The following is a 17138-nucleotide window of genomic DNA, read 5'->3' as shown; positions in this document are numbered from 1 at the left end:
CGTCAGCCGACCGCGAGCAGGACGAGCGTCATGTTGTGGTATCCGGTGATGCCGCGGAGCCGGGCCCACTCTCCCCAGGTGTAGAAGCCGGCGACGGGCGCACCGCCCGCCCGCTCGCGCATGCGCCCGACCGAGGCCCCGGAGCGCTCCTCGCCCAGCAGTTGTCGGCGAGCGATGCAGTCGAAGGCGAGCAGCCCGAGCGGGCGGGGCTGACCCACCGCGGCCACCGCCTTCTGGCAGGCGTCCCCGGCCGCGTCCAGCCCGGATTCGGCGTCGCCTTCCATCAGCCAGATCACCCCGCCCTCCGGCACCTCGCCCAGGGAGCGCAGCCAGGGCTCTCCGGCGACGAAGCGGTCCGAGCCGATGTCGCGGATCTCCAGACCGCTCCGGCGGCGGATGCCGATGGGCCGGGTGCGAACGAAGGCCATGAACGCGTCCGGATCCGTGTAGGCGTCCCCGGGAGCGCCCAGGCGGTCCAGGTACGCGCCGCGCGCCGGCTGCTCGTCGAGCGTGTAGATGTCCCCGCCCGCGCTGTGCGTGACGATCATGGGTGCGCCGACCCTGCGCCAGCCGTGCCCGACGGCTCCTCCGAACGGCCCGTCCGACTGGATCGCGGCACCCACCACACCGCCGGTGAGGACTTCCGTCCCGAACAGCTCGTAGGTGCCGCCGAACGCGGTGTCCGGGCTGGCCGCGCCGCCCACGTACGGCATGCTCGCACCCACCACGCTGTAGGCGCCGGCGAGGATCCGTTCCTGGTTCAGGACCTGACCATCGGTCAGCAGCACCAGGACATGGTGCGCGCGCTCGGCCAGGTCGGTCGCGCCGGCGGCCGCCGCCGCGCCCGCCTCCTGCAGTCCCGCGGCCGCGTCCCGTCCGGCACCGGTCGCAGCCGAGAGGCCGGCCCCGCCGAGCGCGGTGACGACCACGCCGTCCCACCGCGGACCGTCCGGATCGATGGCCACCGTCGAGGAACACCCGATCAGCGGCACGCCCGGAGCGACCTCGGCGATGCCGGCCAGCACCGCCGCGGGGTCGGGAGTGTTGGCGCAGAAGACGACCAGGAGACGCGGGTCCTCGCCGGTGATCGCCTCGAGCGCGGCCTGGCGCCCCGCGTCGTGGCCGACGGTGCTGGCCCGGGTGCCCGCACTGCCGACCGACAGCCACCGCCTCGCCGACGGTGCGACGCCGTCGCGATCGCGATCGCGTTCATGCAGGCGAAGGTTCATCCCGTTCTCCCAGCCGTAACACGAAAATGCTATCACGTCTGGCATATGGCATGAATCTGGTCAAGAGCGTCAACCGGTGCGCAACGCCGCCGTGCGGGCGTCCGCGGGCGCCACCGGAAGCACCGGGGCGGCCGCGGCGGCGGAGCCCGACCGGTGCAGCTTGTGCCAGCGCAGCCGGGCGCCGGTGAGGGCGGTGCCGAGGGACTGTAGGAGCACGATGTACATGAGCTGGCGGTAGGCGATCTGCTGCAGCGGCAGGACCCACAGGGCGCGGAGCCGCTCCTTGTCGAGGCGGAAGGCGACGACGGCGGTGAGGACCTGCACGGCGAACATGACCAGCCAGGCGACGGTGGTGACCATCCGGCTGGAGAAGCACAGGCCGTACACGAACATGATGTCGATGAGCGGGGCGAGCAGCGGCAGCGCGATGCCGAAGAACCCGACCAGGGGCAGACCGACCCGGCCGAACCGGCCTGACGGGCCACGGTCGAGCATCGCCCGGCGGTGCTTCCACATCGCCTGCATGGTGCCGTAGCTCCAGCGGTAGCGCTGCAACCACAGCTGCCGCAGGGTGGCCGGCGCCTCGGTCCAGGCGCGGGCGCGTTCCTCGTAGACGACGCGCCAGCCGACGCGGCACAGCGCCATGGTGGCGTCGGTGTCCTCGGCGAGAGTTTCGTGGCTGATCCCGCCGATGTCCTGCAGCGCCTCGCGGCGGAACGCGCCGATCGCGCCCGGGATGGTCGGCATGCAGCGCAGGGTGTCGTAGAGCCGGCGGTCCAGGTTGAACCCGATGACGTATTCGATGTGCTGCCAACGGGCCACGATCGACCGGCGGTTGCCGACCTTGACGTTGCCCGCCACCGCGCCGACGAAGGCGTCGGCGAACGGCTGCACCAGATGCCGGATCGAGTCGGGTTCGAAGACGGTGTCACCGTCGACCATGACGATCAGGTCGTGCTGGGCCATCGCCACCCCGACGTTCAGCGCGTTCGGCTTGCCGCCGTTGGGGATCCGCACCACCCGCACGTTCGGTAATCGCATCGCCTCCACCAGCGCCGCCGTGCCGTCGGTCGAGCCGTCATCGACGACCACCACCTCGATCCCACCGGGGTGGTCGCCGCCGGCCAGGGACCGCACCGCGGCCTCGATCCCCTCCTTCTCGTTGTAGGCCGGCACGATCACCGACACCGGCAGGCGCACCGGCGGGCCCCACCGCCACGACGCGGCCCGCCGTCGCCGCGCGTGCCGGCCCGCGAGCAGGAGCATCGCCACGGTACGGGCGATCGTCAGCACGCCGGCGGCCAGGAACAGCACGCGGAAGGCGGCCGTCACCCAGTCCGCCAGCACGACGGCCGTGGCCAGTGCGAATGCGCGCCGCTTGTCGGCCGCGCCCGTCGGCGCGCCGACGACGACCGCGTGTCCCGCGAGCGTGCGCGCCAGGCCCTGCGACACCGTGGTGAAGGTGTAGCCGCGCCGCTGCATCATGGGAATGAACCGGTCCAGCGCCGCGACGGTCTGCGCGCGGTCGCCGCCGCCGTCGTGCATGGGCACGATCGCGCCCGAGTCGCCCGGCGGAGTCGCGCCGGCGATGATCGCGTCGACGCCGGGACCGCTCCAGTCCCGGCTGTCCGTGTCCGCCATGATCGACAGGTAGCCGAGCCGGCCGGCCTCCCGGATCAGCGGCCACTGGGTGTCGTCGACGGCACGGGCGCTGGAGGTGTACGGCAGCCGCAGCAGCGCCGACTTGGTGCCGGTGGCGTGCACGATGGCGAGCTGGGTCTGGGAGTACTCCAGCTCGCGCTGCCACTGTGGCAGGCGGTCGAGTCGCGGGTGCGTGAAGGTGTGGACACCGATCTCGTCGCCGGCCCGGGCGAGCGCCGTGACGATCTCCGGGTGCCGGATCACCTGGGACCCGACGACGAAGAACGTGGCGTTGACGTGGTGCCGGCGCAGCACCTCCACAACCCGCGGCGTCCACCGCGGGTCCGGGCCGTCGTCGAAGGTGAGGGCGATGGTGCGGGCCGGCAGCCGGTAGGAGCGCACCGTCGCGGTGCGGGTGTCGATGATCGGGCCACCATCGATGACCTCGGCCGGCACCTTGCTGCGCTGCCCGGGTTTCGCGGTGTGATCGGGGTGGAACTCGGCATTGGCGTAGGCCTCGACCAGCAGCGCGCCGACCAGCACGCTCAGCGCGATCGCCCCGAAGATCAGCCGGCCGAACGACACCCGACCCCGCGCCCGGGTCACGCCGGGCCCGCCTCGGCGGTGGGGCTCTGCTCCGGCTGCTGCGGCGTGGCGGACGTGCTCGGCCCGGTCGATGGGCCCGACGGCGACACGGAGGCCTCCGGCGGTGACGGCTCGGGCGACGGCGCGACGGTCACGGAGCCACGCGGCCCGACGGACGCGCTGGCCACGACGGGCGTGGGGTTGCGGCCGGGGTTGCGCTTGCCGGCCTGCCCGGGCGTCGGCGTGTTCTTGCCGGCCGGCGCCCTCGTGGGCGCGGACGTGGACGGCGCCGGCGCCGGCGCCGGCAGCGACAGCAGGTCCAGCGGGCCGGTGACGAGGAGCGCGGCGGTCAGGACCAGCACCGCATAGGCCAACGCCGCTCCACCGAACAGATGGAAGACGACTCGGATCCGCCGTCCACGACGACCCGTGGCATCGACGAAGACAGGTGCTGACACCTCGCCGGCGGCGATGGTGGTGTCGTCCGCCGCACCGGCGGCCGGGGCATTCACGAGCACCGCGCCAGCTTAGGAGCGACCCGCCGCCGAAAGCGCGGGAAGCAATGCCAGATCGAAGGGCGTTGCTGAATCTCCCACCGCGTTCACCTCGCGACCGCGCCGGCCTCACCCCGCGCCCCCACACCGCCGTCGCCGCCTTCACCCGACGGTGTGACTCCAGCGACCGGGCGCCTGCGGCAATTGCGGCAACTCCGGATCGCCTGCCCGGGGTGAACGACGACCGGCCATGATCGTGTCGAGTGAGACCGCCCTCAGCTTCGCGGGGGCCGCGCATCATCGAGGGAGCGGGTGAGCCACTCCGCCATCAGGGCCCGCTCGGCGGCGGAGAGCCCGGGCAGGTCGGGCACCACGGTGGCGAACGCGACCGTGACCGTGGTCGTGGTGGTGTCGCCCGTCACCGAGGGTGCGGCCGTGAGGATCCGGTCGGCGACGGCGCCGAACATCACGTCCGCCAGGCCGGGGTCCCGCATCGCCGCGGGCATGCCCAGCAGGGCGAGGACGGTGCCGGTGCCGGCGGCATGGATCATCGCCACGGCCCGCCGCTCGTCGACGCGCAGGAGGCCCGCGGCGGCGAGCCGCCGCACCAGGGTCCGCAGCACCTCGATGCCGGCGGCCGTCGCCGGTGAGAGCGCACCGCGGCCCGGGGTGTTGAGCAGCGCGTACAGCTCCGGGTTGGCCAGCCCGAACTCGACGTGCAGCCGCCACCCGGCGCGCAGGTCGGCCACCGGGTCGCCGCTGCCCTCCGCCACCGAGACCGACTTGCCGGCGACGTAGGTCGCCATGACGTGCTCGGCGAGGGCGTCGATGAGCCCGTCCTTGTCGCCGAACAGCCGGTAGATGGTCGGGGCCTGCATGCCGGCCGCCTGGGCCACGGCCCGGGTCGTCACCCCGCGTGCGCCGTGCTCGACCAGCAACCGCGCGGCCGCGTCGAGGACGGCCGTCCGCATCTGCACCTGCTCCATGTATCAAAGATAACAGAATCTGGTTTCCGTTGGAAAATCACTGATAACGTCTCAGGCATATCAACGGAAACGAGGAGTCTCATGATCATCGTCACGGGAGCCACCGGTCACCTCGGATCGCAGATCGTCGCCCGGCTGCTGGAGCGGGTCCCCGCCGACACCGTGGGCGTCAGCGTCCGCGACGTCGGGAAGGCGGCGGCGCTCGCCGAGCGCGGCGTCCGCGTCCGGGCCGGCGACTTCACCGATCCCGCCACGCTCCGGCACGCGTTCGAGGGCGCCAGCCAGGTGCTGGTCGTCTCCGCCTCGATCCGCGGTGCCGGCGCGGTCGCGGCCAACATCGCCGCCGTCGACGCCGCGTGCGCCGCGGGGGCGAAGCGCGTCCTGTACACGAGCCACCAGGCCGCGTCGAAGGACTCACTGTTCGCGCCGCAGGCCACGCACGCCCTGACCGAGGAGCACCTCGCCGGGCAGGCCATCCCCTTCACCGCCCTGCGCAACGGGTTCTACACCAGCACCCTCGGCCACTACATCGGCGCGGCCCTGGAGACCGGCCGGCTCGTCGCGCCCCAGGACGGCCCGGTGTCCTGGACCGATCACGCCGACCTGGCGGAGGTGGCCGCGGTCGCACTGGCGCGCGGCGGCGTCCTCGACGGCGTCACCGCCCCGCTGACCGCGCCCGAGCTGCTGGACTTCGAGGCCGTGGCCGGCATCCTCAGCGACCTCACGGGACGCACCGTCGTCCGGGTCGTCGTGGACGACGAGGAGTGGAAGGCGGGCGCGGTCGAGCGCGGCATGCCACCGCAGGCCGCCGACTTCACCCTGGGCCTGTTCCGCGCCGCCCGCCGGGGCGAGTTCGCCGTCACCGACCCGACCCTCGAGACCGTCATCGGCCGTCCCGCCGTCCGGGCCCGCGCGGTCCTCACCGCGATGACCGCGACGTTGCCCACAGCTCGATGACCTGACCCCAGCTGCGGAGATCGACTCGGTATCGTCGGGCGCATGCGCTACGTGGCGATCGGCGACAGCTTCAGCGAAGGCATGGGTGACGAGCGGGCGGACGGCACGCCCCGCGGTTGGGCCGACCTGGTCGCGGCCGCGCTCATCGCCGACGACCCGAGCTGGCAGTATGCCAACCTGGCGATCCGGGGGCGGCTGCTGGAGCCGATCGTGACCACGCAGCTGGACGCCGCCCTGGCGATGTCGCCGCCGCCGACGCTGGTCTCGCTCAACGGCGGCGGCAACGACATGATGCGCCGCAACGCGGACCTGGCACACCTCGTGCGGCTCATCGAAGGGGCGGTCGAGCGCTGCACCGCGGCCGGCGTCCGCATCATGGTCCTCAGCGGCGCCGACCCGTCGGACCACCTGCCGCTCGGGCGGGTGCTGCGCCGCCGCGCCGCGCAGCTCACGGAGGCGGTGCGGGACCTGACCGAGCGCCACGGCGTGCTGTTCGTCGACTGCTTCGGCGACGCCGAACTGCGCCGGGCCGGGTACTGGTCGGCGGACCGGCTGCACCTCAACGCCGCCGGCCACCGCCGCGTCGCGGGGTTCGTCCTGGCCGCCCTCGGCGTGGCGGACGCCGAGCACCGCATCGACGACAGCCACGCCGGGTCGCACGGGCTGATCGTCCAGGCGCGGTACTACCGCCAGCACGTCCTGCCGTGGGTGCTGCGCCGGGCCCGCGGCCGCTCCTCCGGCGACGGGCGCACCGCCAAGTATCCGGCCTGGACCAGCGTCACCTGAGCGAGCACCGCGGCGAAACCGCAGAACGATCGCACGCTGGCACGGGGACCGGTCATCCTGGTCTCCTCAAGTCCGTCGTGGACGCGCTTCGCGCGGCGGTCACGGGCTGGTGCAGGTGATGCCGCTGGGCGTCGGCGAGCTGGCGCCGGTGGCGGTGAACCCGAACGTCGTGGTGGCGTTCGGGCCGAGGGTGCCGTTGTAGACGGCGTTGCGGACGCTGACGTTGCCGGTGGTGCCGGTGTTGACGCCGCTCCAGAGGCTGCTGATGGCCTGGCCGCCGGCGAGACCGAACCGGGTGGTCCAGCCGGTGAGAACTTCCAGATCTCCCCCGACGTCCACGTCCGGGCGTCGTTGGGCGAGCCTGACCCACGGGCCGGTCGTGAAAGTTGCACGGCGGACAGCCGGTTGCGGAAAATGTGCTATCGGCCGCTCGAATCACGAGTCGCGGCAAGGCATTTCACCGCCGTGCGCAACGATTCCGTCCCCGCCGCACCGGCCCCGATCCGCCCGCCGGCGCGGCACCGCGGGGTTTCGAAAGCTTTGACTCCGCCGCGACAACCGCCTAATACTGGCGCCATCGACATCCGTCAACCCCGGCCGCCGACCGGGTTGTCGCATGCTGCCCTGTTGAGGAGGAACGCGCGCACCATGAACCTGCGGAACCGTCTGCTCGCCACCGCTGCCGCCGTATCGGCGGCCGCGGCCCTCACCACGTTCGTCGTCACGGCCGCCACCCCGGCGAGCGCCGCGACCTGCAACGGCTATGTCGGGCTCACGTTCGACGACGGCCCGGGCAACAACACCGGCAACCTGCTCAACGCGCTGCGCCAGAACGGCCTGCGCGCCACGATGTTCAACGAGGGTCAGTACGCCGCGCAGTACCCGTCCCAGGTCCGCGCGCAGGTGAGCGCCGGCATGTGGGTCGGCAACCACAGCTACACCCACCCGCACCTGACCCAGCAGAGCCAGTCCCAGATCGACTCCGAGGTCTCGCGCACCCAGCAGGCCATCGCTAACGCCGGGGGCGGCACCCCGAAGCTCTTCCGGCCGCCGTACGGCGAGACCAACGGCACCCTGCAGTCGGTCCTGTCCCGCTACGGCCTGACCCAGATCATCTGGGACGTCGACTCCGGCGACTGGAACAACGCCAGCGTCGACGCGATCGTCCAGGCCAACGCCCGCCTCACCAACGGCCAGATCATCCTCATGCACGACTGGCCGGCCAACACGGTCGCCGCGATCCCGCGCATCGCCCAGGGCCTGGCGTCGCGCAACCTGTGCGCGGGCATGATCTCCCCGCAGACCGGCCGGGCGGTCGCCCCGGACGGGACCAACCCGACCACCCCACCGCCCAGCAGCCCGCCACCGCCCAGCTCGCCGCCGCCCAGCTCACCGCCGCCGGCGGGTGGGGCCTGCTCGGCGACGTACGCCATCACCAACCCGTGGCAGGGCGGATTCCAGGCCCAGGTCACGGTGACCGCCGGGACCGCCGCCATCTCGCGGTGGACGGTGAGATGGACGTTCGCCAACGGCCAGACGATCACCCAGCTGTGGAACGGCACGTTGAGCGCGTCCGGCGCCACGATCACGGTGACGAACGCGTCCTACAACGGCACCGTCCCGGCCGGCGGCACGACCTCGTTCGGCTTCACCGGCACCTGGAACGGCACGAACTCCGTACCCACGCTGACCTGCACGGTATGAGATGACCCGCGCCCGTCCTGGCGTGTCCGCCAGGACGGGCGACCGGGCCGGGCACTATCCTGCCGAAACCACCGCCGCCGCCTGCAACGAGGCCGTCCGCTCTAGTGCCCGGCCAGGACCAGGCCGTGCACGTCCGCGCCGGGCAGCCACAGCCAGGCGTCGGCCGCGTACTCCTTCTCCACGACCGCGACCCGCCGGCACCATCCGGGCCGCACGGCCGACCGTCCACTGCGGACCCAGTCGCGGTGGACACCGTCGGACAGCATGACCGCGAGGTCGGCCGTGCCGGTCAGGGCGAGGGCATGCCGCAGCGGTGCCGCGCCGACCAGGCGGCTGGCGCCGACGACCGCCTGGCCGGCGAAGCCGTTGCGGGCGACGTCGGCCGGGCCGTCGTCGAGCGCCAGGCGCAACCGCATCCGGGTGATCGGGTCACGCACCCGGTTGTACCGCCACAGCGCGGCCGCGAGCTCCAGGCAGAAGTCGCCGACCACCCGGGCCGGCGCCTCGGCGTACGGGATCAGCGCCAGCTCCGCGTCGCCGGCGGGTTGCCGGATCCAGCGCCGGCGATCGAGGCCGGCCCGCGCTCCCGCCTGATCGAGCAGGTCGATGAGGTCGTGCTGGATCTGCGCCTGCCGCAGGTCGTCGTTGCGGGCGTACCCCTGGACGTCGACCGACAGGCAGAGGAACCGTTGCGTCGCACCGGCGGCCTCCAGCCGCGGCGGCGGATACGACTGCCGCCACACCGTGATCAGCCTGAGGGCGGTCGCCGCGAAGATCAGAAGAGAGCCACCGCTCTGGACGATGGTGTGCCATTGCTGCATCGGGACTCCTTGACGCGATGGGGCGGGGTCCCGGCCGGGTTCCCGAGGTTGACGGCATGAGTTCACCAACCAGGAGACCCGTCCGGCCACGGAACCGGAGCGATCCGGCCGCAGCCGGCCGGCCACCACCGCGCTGAGCTGCGACGCAGCCCCGCGACCGTCCGGTGTCCGGTGGATCCACCGGACGCTCCGGAGGGCCGCGCCGGACGGCACCACTGCCGGAACGCGTGACCCGAACGGAGGACCAGACAGTGAAGAGCGCCGATGGCATTCCGGGCCGGCCGTCAATAGCCTGACCGCAGGTCCGCTGGTGCACACCGCGAGCACCAACGGGTTGGGGGGTGAGCACGCTGACGCCCGGAACCGCCGCCGACCTCTCCCGAGTGCGCACGAAAAGCGAATTCGGCGCCGCGCTTCGAGCCCTCAGCCAGGGCAAGGGATTGTCACTGTCCCAGATCGAGAAGCGCACCAGCGCATGGAACGGTCCGCACCTGGCGCTGAAACGGGCCACACTGAGCGACGCGTTCAGGGGTCAGACCCTGCTCGGCGAGCAGGCCCTGGAGAGCCTGCTCGCCCTGTGCGAGGAGCCGTCACACGTGCGGCAGTCGTGGCTCGCCGCGCACCGGCGGATCAAGGCCGGGGAGCGGGGCGCCGCCCAGCGCGCGGCCGGCACCGACCGCTTCGACACGGCGTCCCCGCGCGAGCTCGGCATCCACAGCGCGATCATGGCGCCCGACGCGGCCGATGACCTGCCCGCATACGTCGAGCGGGAGTTCGACTTCCGGTTGCGCGCGGCACTGACGAGCGTGGTCGAGCGCGGAAGCTTCGTGATCCTGGTCGGCGGGTCGTCGACGGGCAAGACGCGGTCGCTGTACGAGGCGATCCACGACGTGGCGCCGAACTGGTACCTCGTGCAGCCGGCCGAGACCGAGGAACTGCTGGAGCTCCGGCACGATCCGCCCGGCCAGACGATCTTCTGGCTCGACGAGCTCCAGCGCTACCTCGGCAGCCATCCCCCGCTGTCGGCGGAGTGTGTCCGTGCGCTGACCCGCAAGCCGAACATCGTCGTCGGGACGCTGTGGCCCGACCACTACGACGCGCGGCTCGTCGGCGGGCAGTCCGACCCGACCGGCGCCGACGACATCCGCCGGCTGCTGCGCAGCGCGACCGTCATCAGCGTCGCGGACGACTTCACCGCCGACGAGCGCGAACGCGCCCACGCGAAGGCCGCGGAGGACGCCCGGATCCGGATCGCGCTGGAGACCCGCGACGCGGGCCTGACCCAGGTGCTGGCCGGCGGGCCCGCCCTGGTCCTCCACTGGGAGCAGGCGCGCCCCTACGCCAAGGCGATGATCAACGCGGCGGCCGACGCGCACCGCCTCGGCGTCCAGTCGCCGTTGAGCGAGCACCTGCTGGTCGACGCGATGGCCGGGTACCTGACCGGACAGTGGCGGGTGAAGCCACAGGAGCATTGGCTGGCCGAGGCCGTCCCGTACGCCACCCAGTCGCTGTACGGCGACGTGTCGGCGCTGTCGGCGTCCGACGGTGGCCGGCCCGGCACCTTCGCCGGGTACACCGTCGCGGACTACCTGGCGCAGCACCTGCGGCGGCAGCGGCGGGCCGAACGCGTCCCGCACGAGGCCTGGCAGGCGTTGATCGCCCGGACCGACCGGCCGGCGGACCTGCGCCGCATCGCCGACAGCGCCACCGCCCGGCTGCGGTACGAGTACACCGAACAGGCCCTGGAACGGCTCGCCGGCGCGTTCGGAGACGGCGCCGCAGCCGTGGAACTCGCCCGGCTGCTGGCCCGCCAGGACCGGTTCGGACGGGCCGTCGAGGTGCTGCACCGCAGGCTCGCCGCGGACCCCTCGGACGGCGTTGCCGGCGACTGCCTCGCCGCCGTCGAGGCGCTCCGCCAGCGCTTGGACCAGCTCCGACCCTTGGCGCTGCGGGATCCGGTCGCGCGCCGGCGGCTCGTGGAGATCCTCGACGACGGTGGCCGCCGCGACGCCCTGCGCGCCCGGGCGGACGCCGGTGAGGCCGTCGCCGGCGAGGAGCTGGTCGAGGACCTCGCCAGGCACGGCTGCCTGCGGGAGCTGCGGGAGCGCGCCGACGACGGGCACGAGTACGCCGCCGAGGCCCTCGCCGACCTGCACGTCGCCTGGGGCGACGTGGACGAGCTGCGGGCCCGGGCGGACGACGGCGACGAGGCGGCGCGGCGGCGCCTCTCGAAGGTCCACGAGGCGGTGGTGCGGGCCGCTGGAGCGGCGTCGGAACTGGCCGCGCTGCGGGCCACCGCCGGCGGCGACCCGGAGGCGGCCTGGCAGCTGTGCGGCCTGCTCTTCGAGCTGCGCGACCTGGAGGGGCTGCACACCGAGCTGGACGCGGGCACCCACGGCGCGGCCGACCGGCTCATGGCCCTGCACACCGCCCACGAGACGATGCCGATCGAGCAGCTGGCCGAGCTGCGCGCGTTCGGGCTGACCGCCGACGGCGCCCCCCGTCCCCCCACCCGATAACCCGAAAGGACCCCACATGGCCGGCGACCTGACCCCCACGGACTACGCGTTCCTCATCCTGCTGCAGATCGAGGGCCGGGAGATCTCCAACAAGGAGCTGGACACGGCCTACGGCGTCCGGCTCATCGGCGACAGCTACGCCCGGCTCAACGGGCTTGGTTACGTGGACTCGCAAAAGGTGGGCAGCACCTACCACCACACCCTGTCGAAGACCGGCACGAAACTGCTCGGCGGCCAGATCGCCGAAGACCGGTCCGACAAGGGCAAAAGCAATGGCCGGGAGCAGCAGCTCTGGGCCGCGCTGTCAGCCCTCCACAACGCGCAGCTCGACCGGCCGCGCGTGGCTGCGGTCAACGGGCACCGCGGCCTGGAGGAGCGGATCCGGGCGGCCTACGCCGAGCTGACCACTGAACCCGGGGCGTGGGTCAGCCTGAGCCGCCTGCGCCCGAGGTTCGCCGACGTGTCGAAGGACGACCTCGACAAGGCGCTGGAGCGGCTGCTCGACTCCCCCGACGTCGAACTCGAGCCCGAGGACAACCAGAAGACGTTGAAGGTCGAGGAACGGCGGGCGGCCGTGCGGATCGGCGGCGAGAATCGCCATCTGCTGTCGATCGGGCTGCGATGACCGGACAGGACCTCGCCGCACTCGCCGCGCTCCGGCTCACCTGGGCGCCGGTGCCGGACGACGCCTGGCGGCCGTCGCCGTTCCACGTCGATGGCCTGCACACCGACGTCGTGCAGGAGCTCCGGGACGGGGTCGCGGATGCGGCGGCCTGCACCGACTCCAACCCGATCGGCCTGGCGTTGCTGGGCCGGCGGGGATCGGGCAAGACCCACCTGCTCGGCGGGGTCCGGCAGCGCGTGCAGGAGCAGGGCGGGTACTTCTTCCTCGTCAGCCTGCTCGACGAACAGACCTTCTGGCCCAACGTCCTGGCCCACCTGCGGGAGAGCCTGGCCCGGCCGGTCGCCGACGGCGGGAACCAGTTGCGGCTGCTGCTGCGCCGCCTGTGTTCGCGCATCGGTGCGCCACGGGCCGCCCGCCGCGCCGTCATGGGCGAGATCGAGCTGACCCCGAAAGCACTGAACGAGTTCCTCGAAGGGCTCAGGGAATTCGATTCGTATGTGGCCGACACGGCCTCGGACACCGCGCGGGCGCTCGCCCTCAGCGCCTCCCCACAGTCCGAGCACCGCGACGTGGCCGACGCCTACTTCATCTCCGACGACGAGTCTGTCGCCGGCGAACGCAAGGAGTGGGGGATCCGCCGCCGGCCGCACACCGCCGAGGACATCGTCCGCGACCTGTCGCTGCTGCTGGCACTGACCGGACCGTCGGTGATCGCGGTCGACCAGATCGACACGTTGGTGGCCCAGGCGTCGCTCAGCGCCGACCTGGCACTCAACACGGACGAGCAGGCCGGTCAGCGGCAGGCGCTGGCCCTGGAACAGATGGGCAGCGGTCTGCTGCGGCTGCGGGAACGCACCCGCCGCACGCTTGTTGTGGTCGCCTGCCTACCGGCGACCTGGACGCTCATCATCAACCGGGCGACCAATACCACTGCCGACCGGTTTCGCCTCTGCTCGTCGCTGAAGGGCATCCTGGACGCCGACATCGCCCGGGAGATCGTCGAGCGTCGGTTCACCGCCCGGTACCACGACATCGGGTTCGTGCCGGACTACACCACGTGGCCGGTGCGGGAATCGGTGTTCGCGGAGGTCGACAAGTACACGCCGCGGCAGCTGCTCAAGGAGATCGACCGGCACGTCCGGGACTGTCTGAAGACCGGCGTGGTCCGGGAGCTGACGAGCCTGTCCGGGGAGCTGGACGAGGCCGAGGAGCCGGCACCGCCCGTCGTGGTGGTGCCCGAGGTGGCCGACGACGTCATCACCCGGATCGACGCGCGGTTCGAGGCGCTCAAACGCGATGCCGACGTCGCGTCCCCGCTCGATCCCGACACCGAGGACACCACGTTCCCGGCCCTGCTCACCGCCGGCCTGACCGCCTGGATCCTGGAGCACGGGGTGAACGCCGAGGTGTTCACCCTGGACCCGCCGCCCAGTGAGAAGCCGGACCTGCACGCGAGGCTGCGCCGTACCCTCGACGAGGCGACCGAGGATCAGGTGCACTGGTGCTTCCGGGCGGTCAGCGACACCCACCACGCGATCGCCGCGCTGAACCGGGTCCGCCGGGCCCGCACCGCCGCCGGGCTGACCGCGGCGGTGGCCAAGCGCAAGCTGATCCTCGTGCGCAACGGCCCGTGGTCGTCGGGGGCCAAGACGCGGCTGGCGGTCGAGGAGTTTCACCGCGACGGCGGCCTGACGGTGGGCGTCGACGAGGCGGACCTGAGGGTGCTCGCCGCATTGCACGGACTGCGCGACGAGAACCCGGTGGACCTACAGGCGTGGCTGGTCAAACACCGGCCGGCGGCGCAGGTCAAACTGTTCAAGGAGGCCCTCGCCGACGCCGATGACTGGGCCGGTTCGAGTGCGCCGCCGGCCGCGGCGGAGGTTCACGAGTTGGTGCTGGGCCGCGAGGGGCGGGGCGGCGACGCCGTGCGCGTGCCGCTGGAGGCCCTGCGCAAGCACGTGGCGATCTTCGCCGGCTCGGGCTCGGGCAAGACGGTGCTCATCCGCCGGCTCATCGAGGAGTGCGCGCTGCAGGGCGTGTCCGCCATCGTCCTGGACCCCAACAACGACCTGGCCCGGCTCGGCGACGCGTGGCCGGAGCCACCGCGATGGTGGGGATCCGGCGATCGGGAACGCGCGGAGGAGTACCTGGCCGGCACCGAGGTCGTGGTCTGGACCCCGCGCCGTGAGTCGGGCCGGCCGTTGAGTTTCCAGCCGCTCCCGGACTTCGGCCAGGTGCGCGACGACCCGGACGAGTTCGCCGAGGCGGTCGAGGCCGCGGTGGCCGCCCTGGCCCCGCGCGCCCAGCTCGCCGGGCGGGCCGCCAAGGTGCACCTGGGCCTGGCGGTCCTGCGCCGCGCGGTGGAGCACTACGCCCGGCAGGGCGGCCGCGACGTCCCCGGCCTCATCCACCTCCTCGCGGACCTTCCCGCCGGGGTCAGTGGCCTCGACGGCGCGGACAAGATCGCCGCCGGTCTGGCGCAGACGCTCACCGCCTCGATGGACAACGACCCGCTGTTCGCCGGCAGCGGGGCACCGGCGGATCCCGGCGTGCTGCTCACGCCGACGGCCGGCAAGCGCGCCCGGATCTCGGTGATCAGCCTGATCGGCCTGCCGGCCGAGGAGGCCCGCCAGGGCTTCGTCAACCAGCTGCAGATGGCGCTGTTCGCCTGGATCAAGAAGCACCCGGCCGCCGACCGGCCGTTGCTCGGCCTGTTCGTGATGGACGAGGCCCAGACCCTGGCGCCGTCGGGTGCGATGACGGCCTGCACCCAGAGCACCCTCGCCCTCGCCTCCCAGGCCCGCAAGTACGGGCTCGGCCTGATCTTCGCGACCCAGGCGCCGAAGGGCCTGCACAACCGGATCGCGGGCAACGCCACGACCCAGTTCTTCGGCCTGCTCAACGCGCCGGTGCAGATCGAGGCGGCCCGGGAGATGGCCCGGATGAAGGGCGGCGACATCCCCGACCTGGGACTGCTCACGTCGGGCGAGTTCTACGTCACGGTGGAGGGCGAGCCACCGCAGCTGGTGCGGACGCCGCTGTGCCTCAGCCATCATCCCCGGGCCCCGCTCACCGACGACGAGGTCGTGGCCCGCGCCCGCCGGTGACGACGTCCACGGGAGCCGGAACAGGAACCACCTCCAGCATCGGCCCGCCAAGTCACCTCATTACCGCAAAATCACCCGCGAACTATCCGCAAAACGGTTTAATTCGGTCGTGTCGTTCCACGCCTGGCGAGCCGTTGCCGCCGTTGCCCTCGCCGCCGCGCTCGGGGCAGTGGTCGTGCCGGCGCCGGCGCGCGCCGCCACGTTCAGCACCACCGCCGTGAGCGCCGGCGCCTCGGTGTACCAGGTCGCGGTGAGCCCGAACGGGCAGTACGTGTACGCGGCGGCGACCGGCAGCAACGAGGTCGTCACGATGGACACGACCTCGCTGCCGTACTCCACGAACCGGGTGTCGGCCGGCCTGACCCCGACGGGCGTCGCGTTCACTCCCGACAGCTCGCGGGCGTACGTGTCGATGACCGGCATGAACACCGTGTTCGCCTACGCCACGTCCACCGGCATGTCCATGGGCCCCACGATGGTCAACAACATGCCGAAGGGCGTCACCGCCGGCACCGTCAGCGGCAACCCGCGCGTGTACGTGGCGAACTTCGGCCTCGGCAGCGTCACCGTCATCGACGGCGCCACCGGCGGGATCGTCGCACAGACCGTGCCGACCGCGATGAACCCGGTCGCGGTCGGCTTCGTCCCCGGCGCCGGCAAGGTCCTCATCGCGCACGCCGACTCGACCGTCTGGGTCCTCGACACGTCGAACAACACCGCCAGCTGGCCGGGCGTGATGAACCCGCCCATCGGCTCCATGACGACGTCCCTGGCGGTCGCCCCCGACGGCCAGACGTTCTACCTCGGCGCCGGCAGCGGCGTGTACGCGTTCGACGCCACCACCTATGCGCGCAAGGGTGCCACGATCGCGCAGAGCGGGACCGTCGGGCAGATCGCGGTCAGCCCCGACAGCGAGACGGTCTACGCGACCTCGGGCAGCGGATCGCAGGGCGTCTACGTGTACCGCGCCGACTCGTTCGCCAACGCCCTGCCGGTCGAGCCCAGCGACACGATCACGCTGCCGGGCAGCGTGCCCGCCGAGGGCGTCGCCGTCGACCCGGGCGGCAGCGGCCGGCTGTACGTCACCACCGGCAGCGACGGCAAGATCGTGGTCGCCTCCCCGCAGACCAGCATCCCCGGCAACCCGACGCAGGCGGCGGCGACGGCCGGCAGCGGCCAGGCGGACGTGGCGTGGGAGCCGCCGGCCCTGAGCGGCGGCTCGCTGATCACGGCGTACACCGCGCAGGCGTACGCCGGGGGCGTGCTGCAGTCCGGCAGGACGTGCACGCTGAGCTCGCCGTTCACGCCGCCGCTGACGTGCACGGTGACCGGCCTGACCGGCGGCACCGCCTACACGTTCAAGGTGACGGCGACCAACGGCTCCGGCGCGGGTGCCGATTCGGCCGAGTCGGCGCCGGTCACCCCAACGGCCCCCGCCGGCACGGCGCCGGGCGCGCCCACGATCGGCACGGCGACCGCGGGCCAGGGCCAGGCGGATGTGACGTGGACCGCGCCGCTCTCCGACGGCGGCAACGCCATCACGTCCTACACCGTGCAGGCCTACGCGGGCGGCGTGTCGCAGTCCGGCAAGACGTGCACGTTGACTTCGCCGTTCACGCCGCCGTTGACGTGTACGGTCACCGGCCTGACCAACGGCACCGGGTACACGTTCCGCGTCACGGCG

General features: G+C 72.7%; 13 protein-coding genes. 7 read left to right on the top strand and 6 right to left on the bottom strand.

The window, feature by feature from the left end:
• Window positions 1-2: 2 nt before the first annotated feature.
• From Dsi01nite_RS53660 to Dsi01nite_RS53650, 4 genes are all read right to left on the bottom strand, one after another.
• Entirely contained in the window at window positions 3-1229 is a 1227-nt protein-coding gene (locus Dsi01nite_RS53660) for an FIST signal transduction protein (RefSeq protein ID WP_203854258.1), read from the bottom strand.
• A 69-nt stretch (window positions 1230-1298) separates the two neighbouring features.
• Window positions 1299-3476, bottom strand: coding sequence for a bifunctional polysaccharide deacetylase/glycosyltransferase family 2 protein (locus tag Dsi01nite_RS53655; RefSeq protein WP_239137159.1), 2178 nt, complete (start codon window positions 3474-3476; stop codon window positions 1299-1301).
• Window positions 3473-3973 carry a hypothetical protein gene (locus tag Dsi01nite_RS58125; protein ID WP_239137158.1) on the bottom strand — a complete coding sequence of 167 codons (501 nt, stop codon included), beginning with the start codon at window positions 3971-3973 and terminating at the stop codon, window positions 3473-3475. Before Dsi01nite_RS58125 ends, Dsi01nite_RS53655 begins: the two co-directional genes overlap by 4 nt.
• A 251-nt stretch (window positions 3974-4224) precedes the next feature.
• Window positions 4225-4935, bottom strand: coding sequence for a TetR/AcrR family transcriptional regulator (locus Dsi01nite_RS53650; protein ID WP_203854257.1), 711 nt, complete (start codon window positions 4933-4935; stop codon window positions 4225-4227).
• A gap of 81 nt (window positions 4936-5016) precedes the next feature.
• Between Dsi01nite_RS53650 and Dsi01nite_RS53645 the strand changes: the two genes are divergently transcribed.
• Together Dsi01nite_RS53645 and Dsi01nite_RS53640 are read left to right on the top strand one after the other, a co-directional pair.
• Complete coding sequence (locus tag Dsi01nite_RS53645; protein WP_203854256.1) at window positions 5017-5892, top strand: NmrA family NAD(P)-binding protein; 876 nt, start codon at window positions 5017-5019, stop codon at window positions 5890-5892.
• Window positions 5893-5934: 42 nt separating this feature from the next.
• Window positions 5935-6678, top strand: coding sequence for an SGNH/GDSL hydrolase family protein (locus tag Dsi01nite_RS53640; protein ID WP_203854255.1), 744 nt, complete (start codon window positions 5935-5937; stop codon window positions 6676-6678).
• A gap of 99 nt (window positions 6679-6777) precedes the next feature.
• Here the strand turns inward: Dsi01nite_RS53640 and Dsi01nite_RS53635 are convergent, their stop codons facing one another.
• A complete protein-coding gene (locus tag Dsi01nite_RS53635; RefSeq protein WP_239137156.1) occupies window positions 6778-7017 on the bottom strand; it encodes a cellulose binding domain-containing protein in 240 nt (79 codons plus the stop codon).
• A gap of 309 nt (window positions 7018-7326) precedes the next feature.
• Between Dsi01nite_RS53635 and Dsi01nite_RS53630 the strand changes: the two genes are divergently transcribed.
• On the top strand, window positions 7327-8382 hold the full coding sequence (locus Dsi01nite_RS53630; protein WP_203854254.1) for a polysaccharide deacetylase family protein: 1056 nt from the start codon (window positions 7327-7329) through the stop codon (window positions 8380-8382).
• Between the two features lie 101 nt (window positions 8383-8483).
• On the opposite strand, the gene Dsi01nite_RS53625 is transcribed toward Dsi01nite_RS53630, so the two are convergent.
• Window positions 8484-9203 carry a hypothetical protein gene (locus Dsi01nite_RS53625; protein ID WP_203854253.1) on the bottom strand — a complete coding sequence of 240 codons (720 nt, stop codon included), beginning with the start codon at window positions 9201-9203 and terminating at the stop codon, window positions 8484-8486.
• Window positions 9204-9544: 341 nt separating this feature from the next.
• Here Dsi01nite_RS53625 and Dsi01nite_RS53620 point away from each other — a divergent pair, with 341 nt between their 5' ends.
• From Dsi01nite_RS53620 to Dsi01nite_RS53605, 4 genes are all read left to right on the top strand, one after another.
• Window positions 9545-11722: a hypothetical protein gene (locus Dsi01nite_RS53620; protein WP_203854252.1), complete on the top strand. Its 2178-nt coding sequence runs from the start codon at window positions 9545-9547 to the stop codon at window positions 11720-11722.
• Between the two features lie 16 nt (window positions 11723-11738).
• Window positions 11739-12347, top strand: coding sequence for a hypothetical protein (locus Dsi01nite_RS53615; RefSeq protein WP_203854251.1), 609 nt, complete (start codon window positions 11739-11741; stop codon window positions 12345-12347).
• Entirely contained in the window at window positions 12344-15454 is a 3111-nt protein-coding gene (locus tag Dsi01nite_RS53610) for an ATP-binding protein (RefSeq protein ID WP_203854250.1), read from the top strand. The genes Dsi01nite_RS53615 and Dsi01nite_RS53610 overlap by 4 nt, the downstream gene beginning before the upstream one ends.
• Window positions 15455-15563: 109 nt before the next feature.
• A partial coding sequence (locus Dsi01nite_RS53605; RefSeq protein WP_203854249.1) for a fibronectin type III domain-containing protein occupies window positions 15564-17138 on the top strand: 1575 nt, incomplete at its 3' end.

Source organism: Dactylosporangium siamense, from assembly GCF_016862795.1.
Classification (GTDB): Bacteria; Actinomycetota; Actinomycetes; order Mycobacteriales; family Micromonosporaceae; genus Dactylosporangium; species Dactylosporangium siamense.
Note: the sequence above shows the minus strand (reverse complement) of the source record. Positions and strands in the feature narration are given on the sequence as shown.

Bases quoted from the DNA above. Each gene is read 5' to 3' on its own strand.
- Dsi01nite_RS53610 (WP_203854250.1), top strand. From the start codon at position 12,344: ATGACCGGACAGGACCTCGCCGCACTCGCCGCGCTCCGGCTCACCTGG.
- Dsi01nite_RS53630 (WP_203854254.1), top strand. From the start codon at position 7,327: ATGAACCTGCGGAACCGTCTGCTCGCCACCGCTGCCGCCGTATCGGCG.
- Dsi01nite_RS53660 (WP_203854258.1), bottom strand. From the start codon at position 1,229: ATGAACCTTCGCCTGCATGAACGCGATCGCGATCGCGACGGCGTCGCA.
- Dsi01nite_RS53615 (WP_203854251.1), top strand. From the start codon at position 11,739: ATGGCCGGCGACCTGACCCCCACGGACTACGCGTTCCTCATCCTGCTG.
- Dsi01nite_RS53625 (WP_203854253.1), bottom strand. From the start codon at position 9,203: ATGCAGCAATGGCACACCATCGTCCAGAGCGGTGGCTCTCTTCTGATC.
- Dsi01nite_RS53640 (WP_203854255.1), top strand. From the start codon at position 5,935: ATGCGCTACGTGGCGATCGGCGACAGCTTCAGCGAAGGCATGGGTGAC.
- Dsi01nite_RS53650 (WP_203854257.1), bottom strand. From the start codon at position 4,935: ATGGAGCAGGTGCAGATGCGGACGGCCGTCCTCGACGCGGCCGCGCGG.
- Dsi01nite_RS53645 (WP_203854256.1), top strand. From the start codon at position 5,017: ATGATCATCGTCACGGGAGCCACCGGTCACCTCGGATCGCAGATCGTC.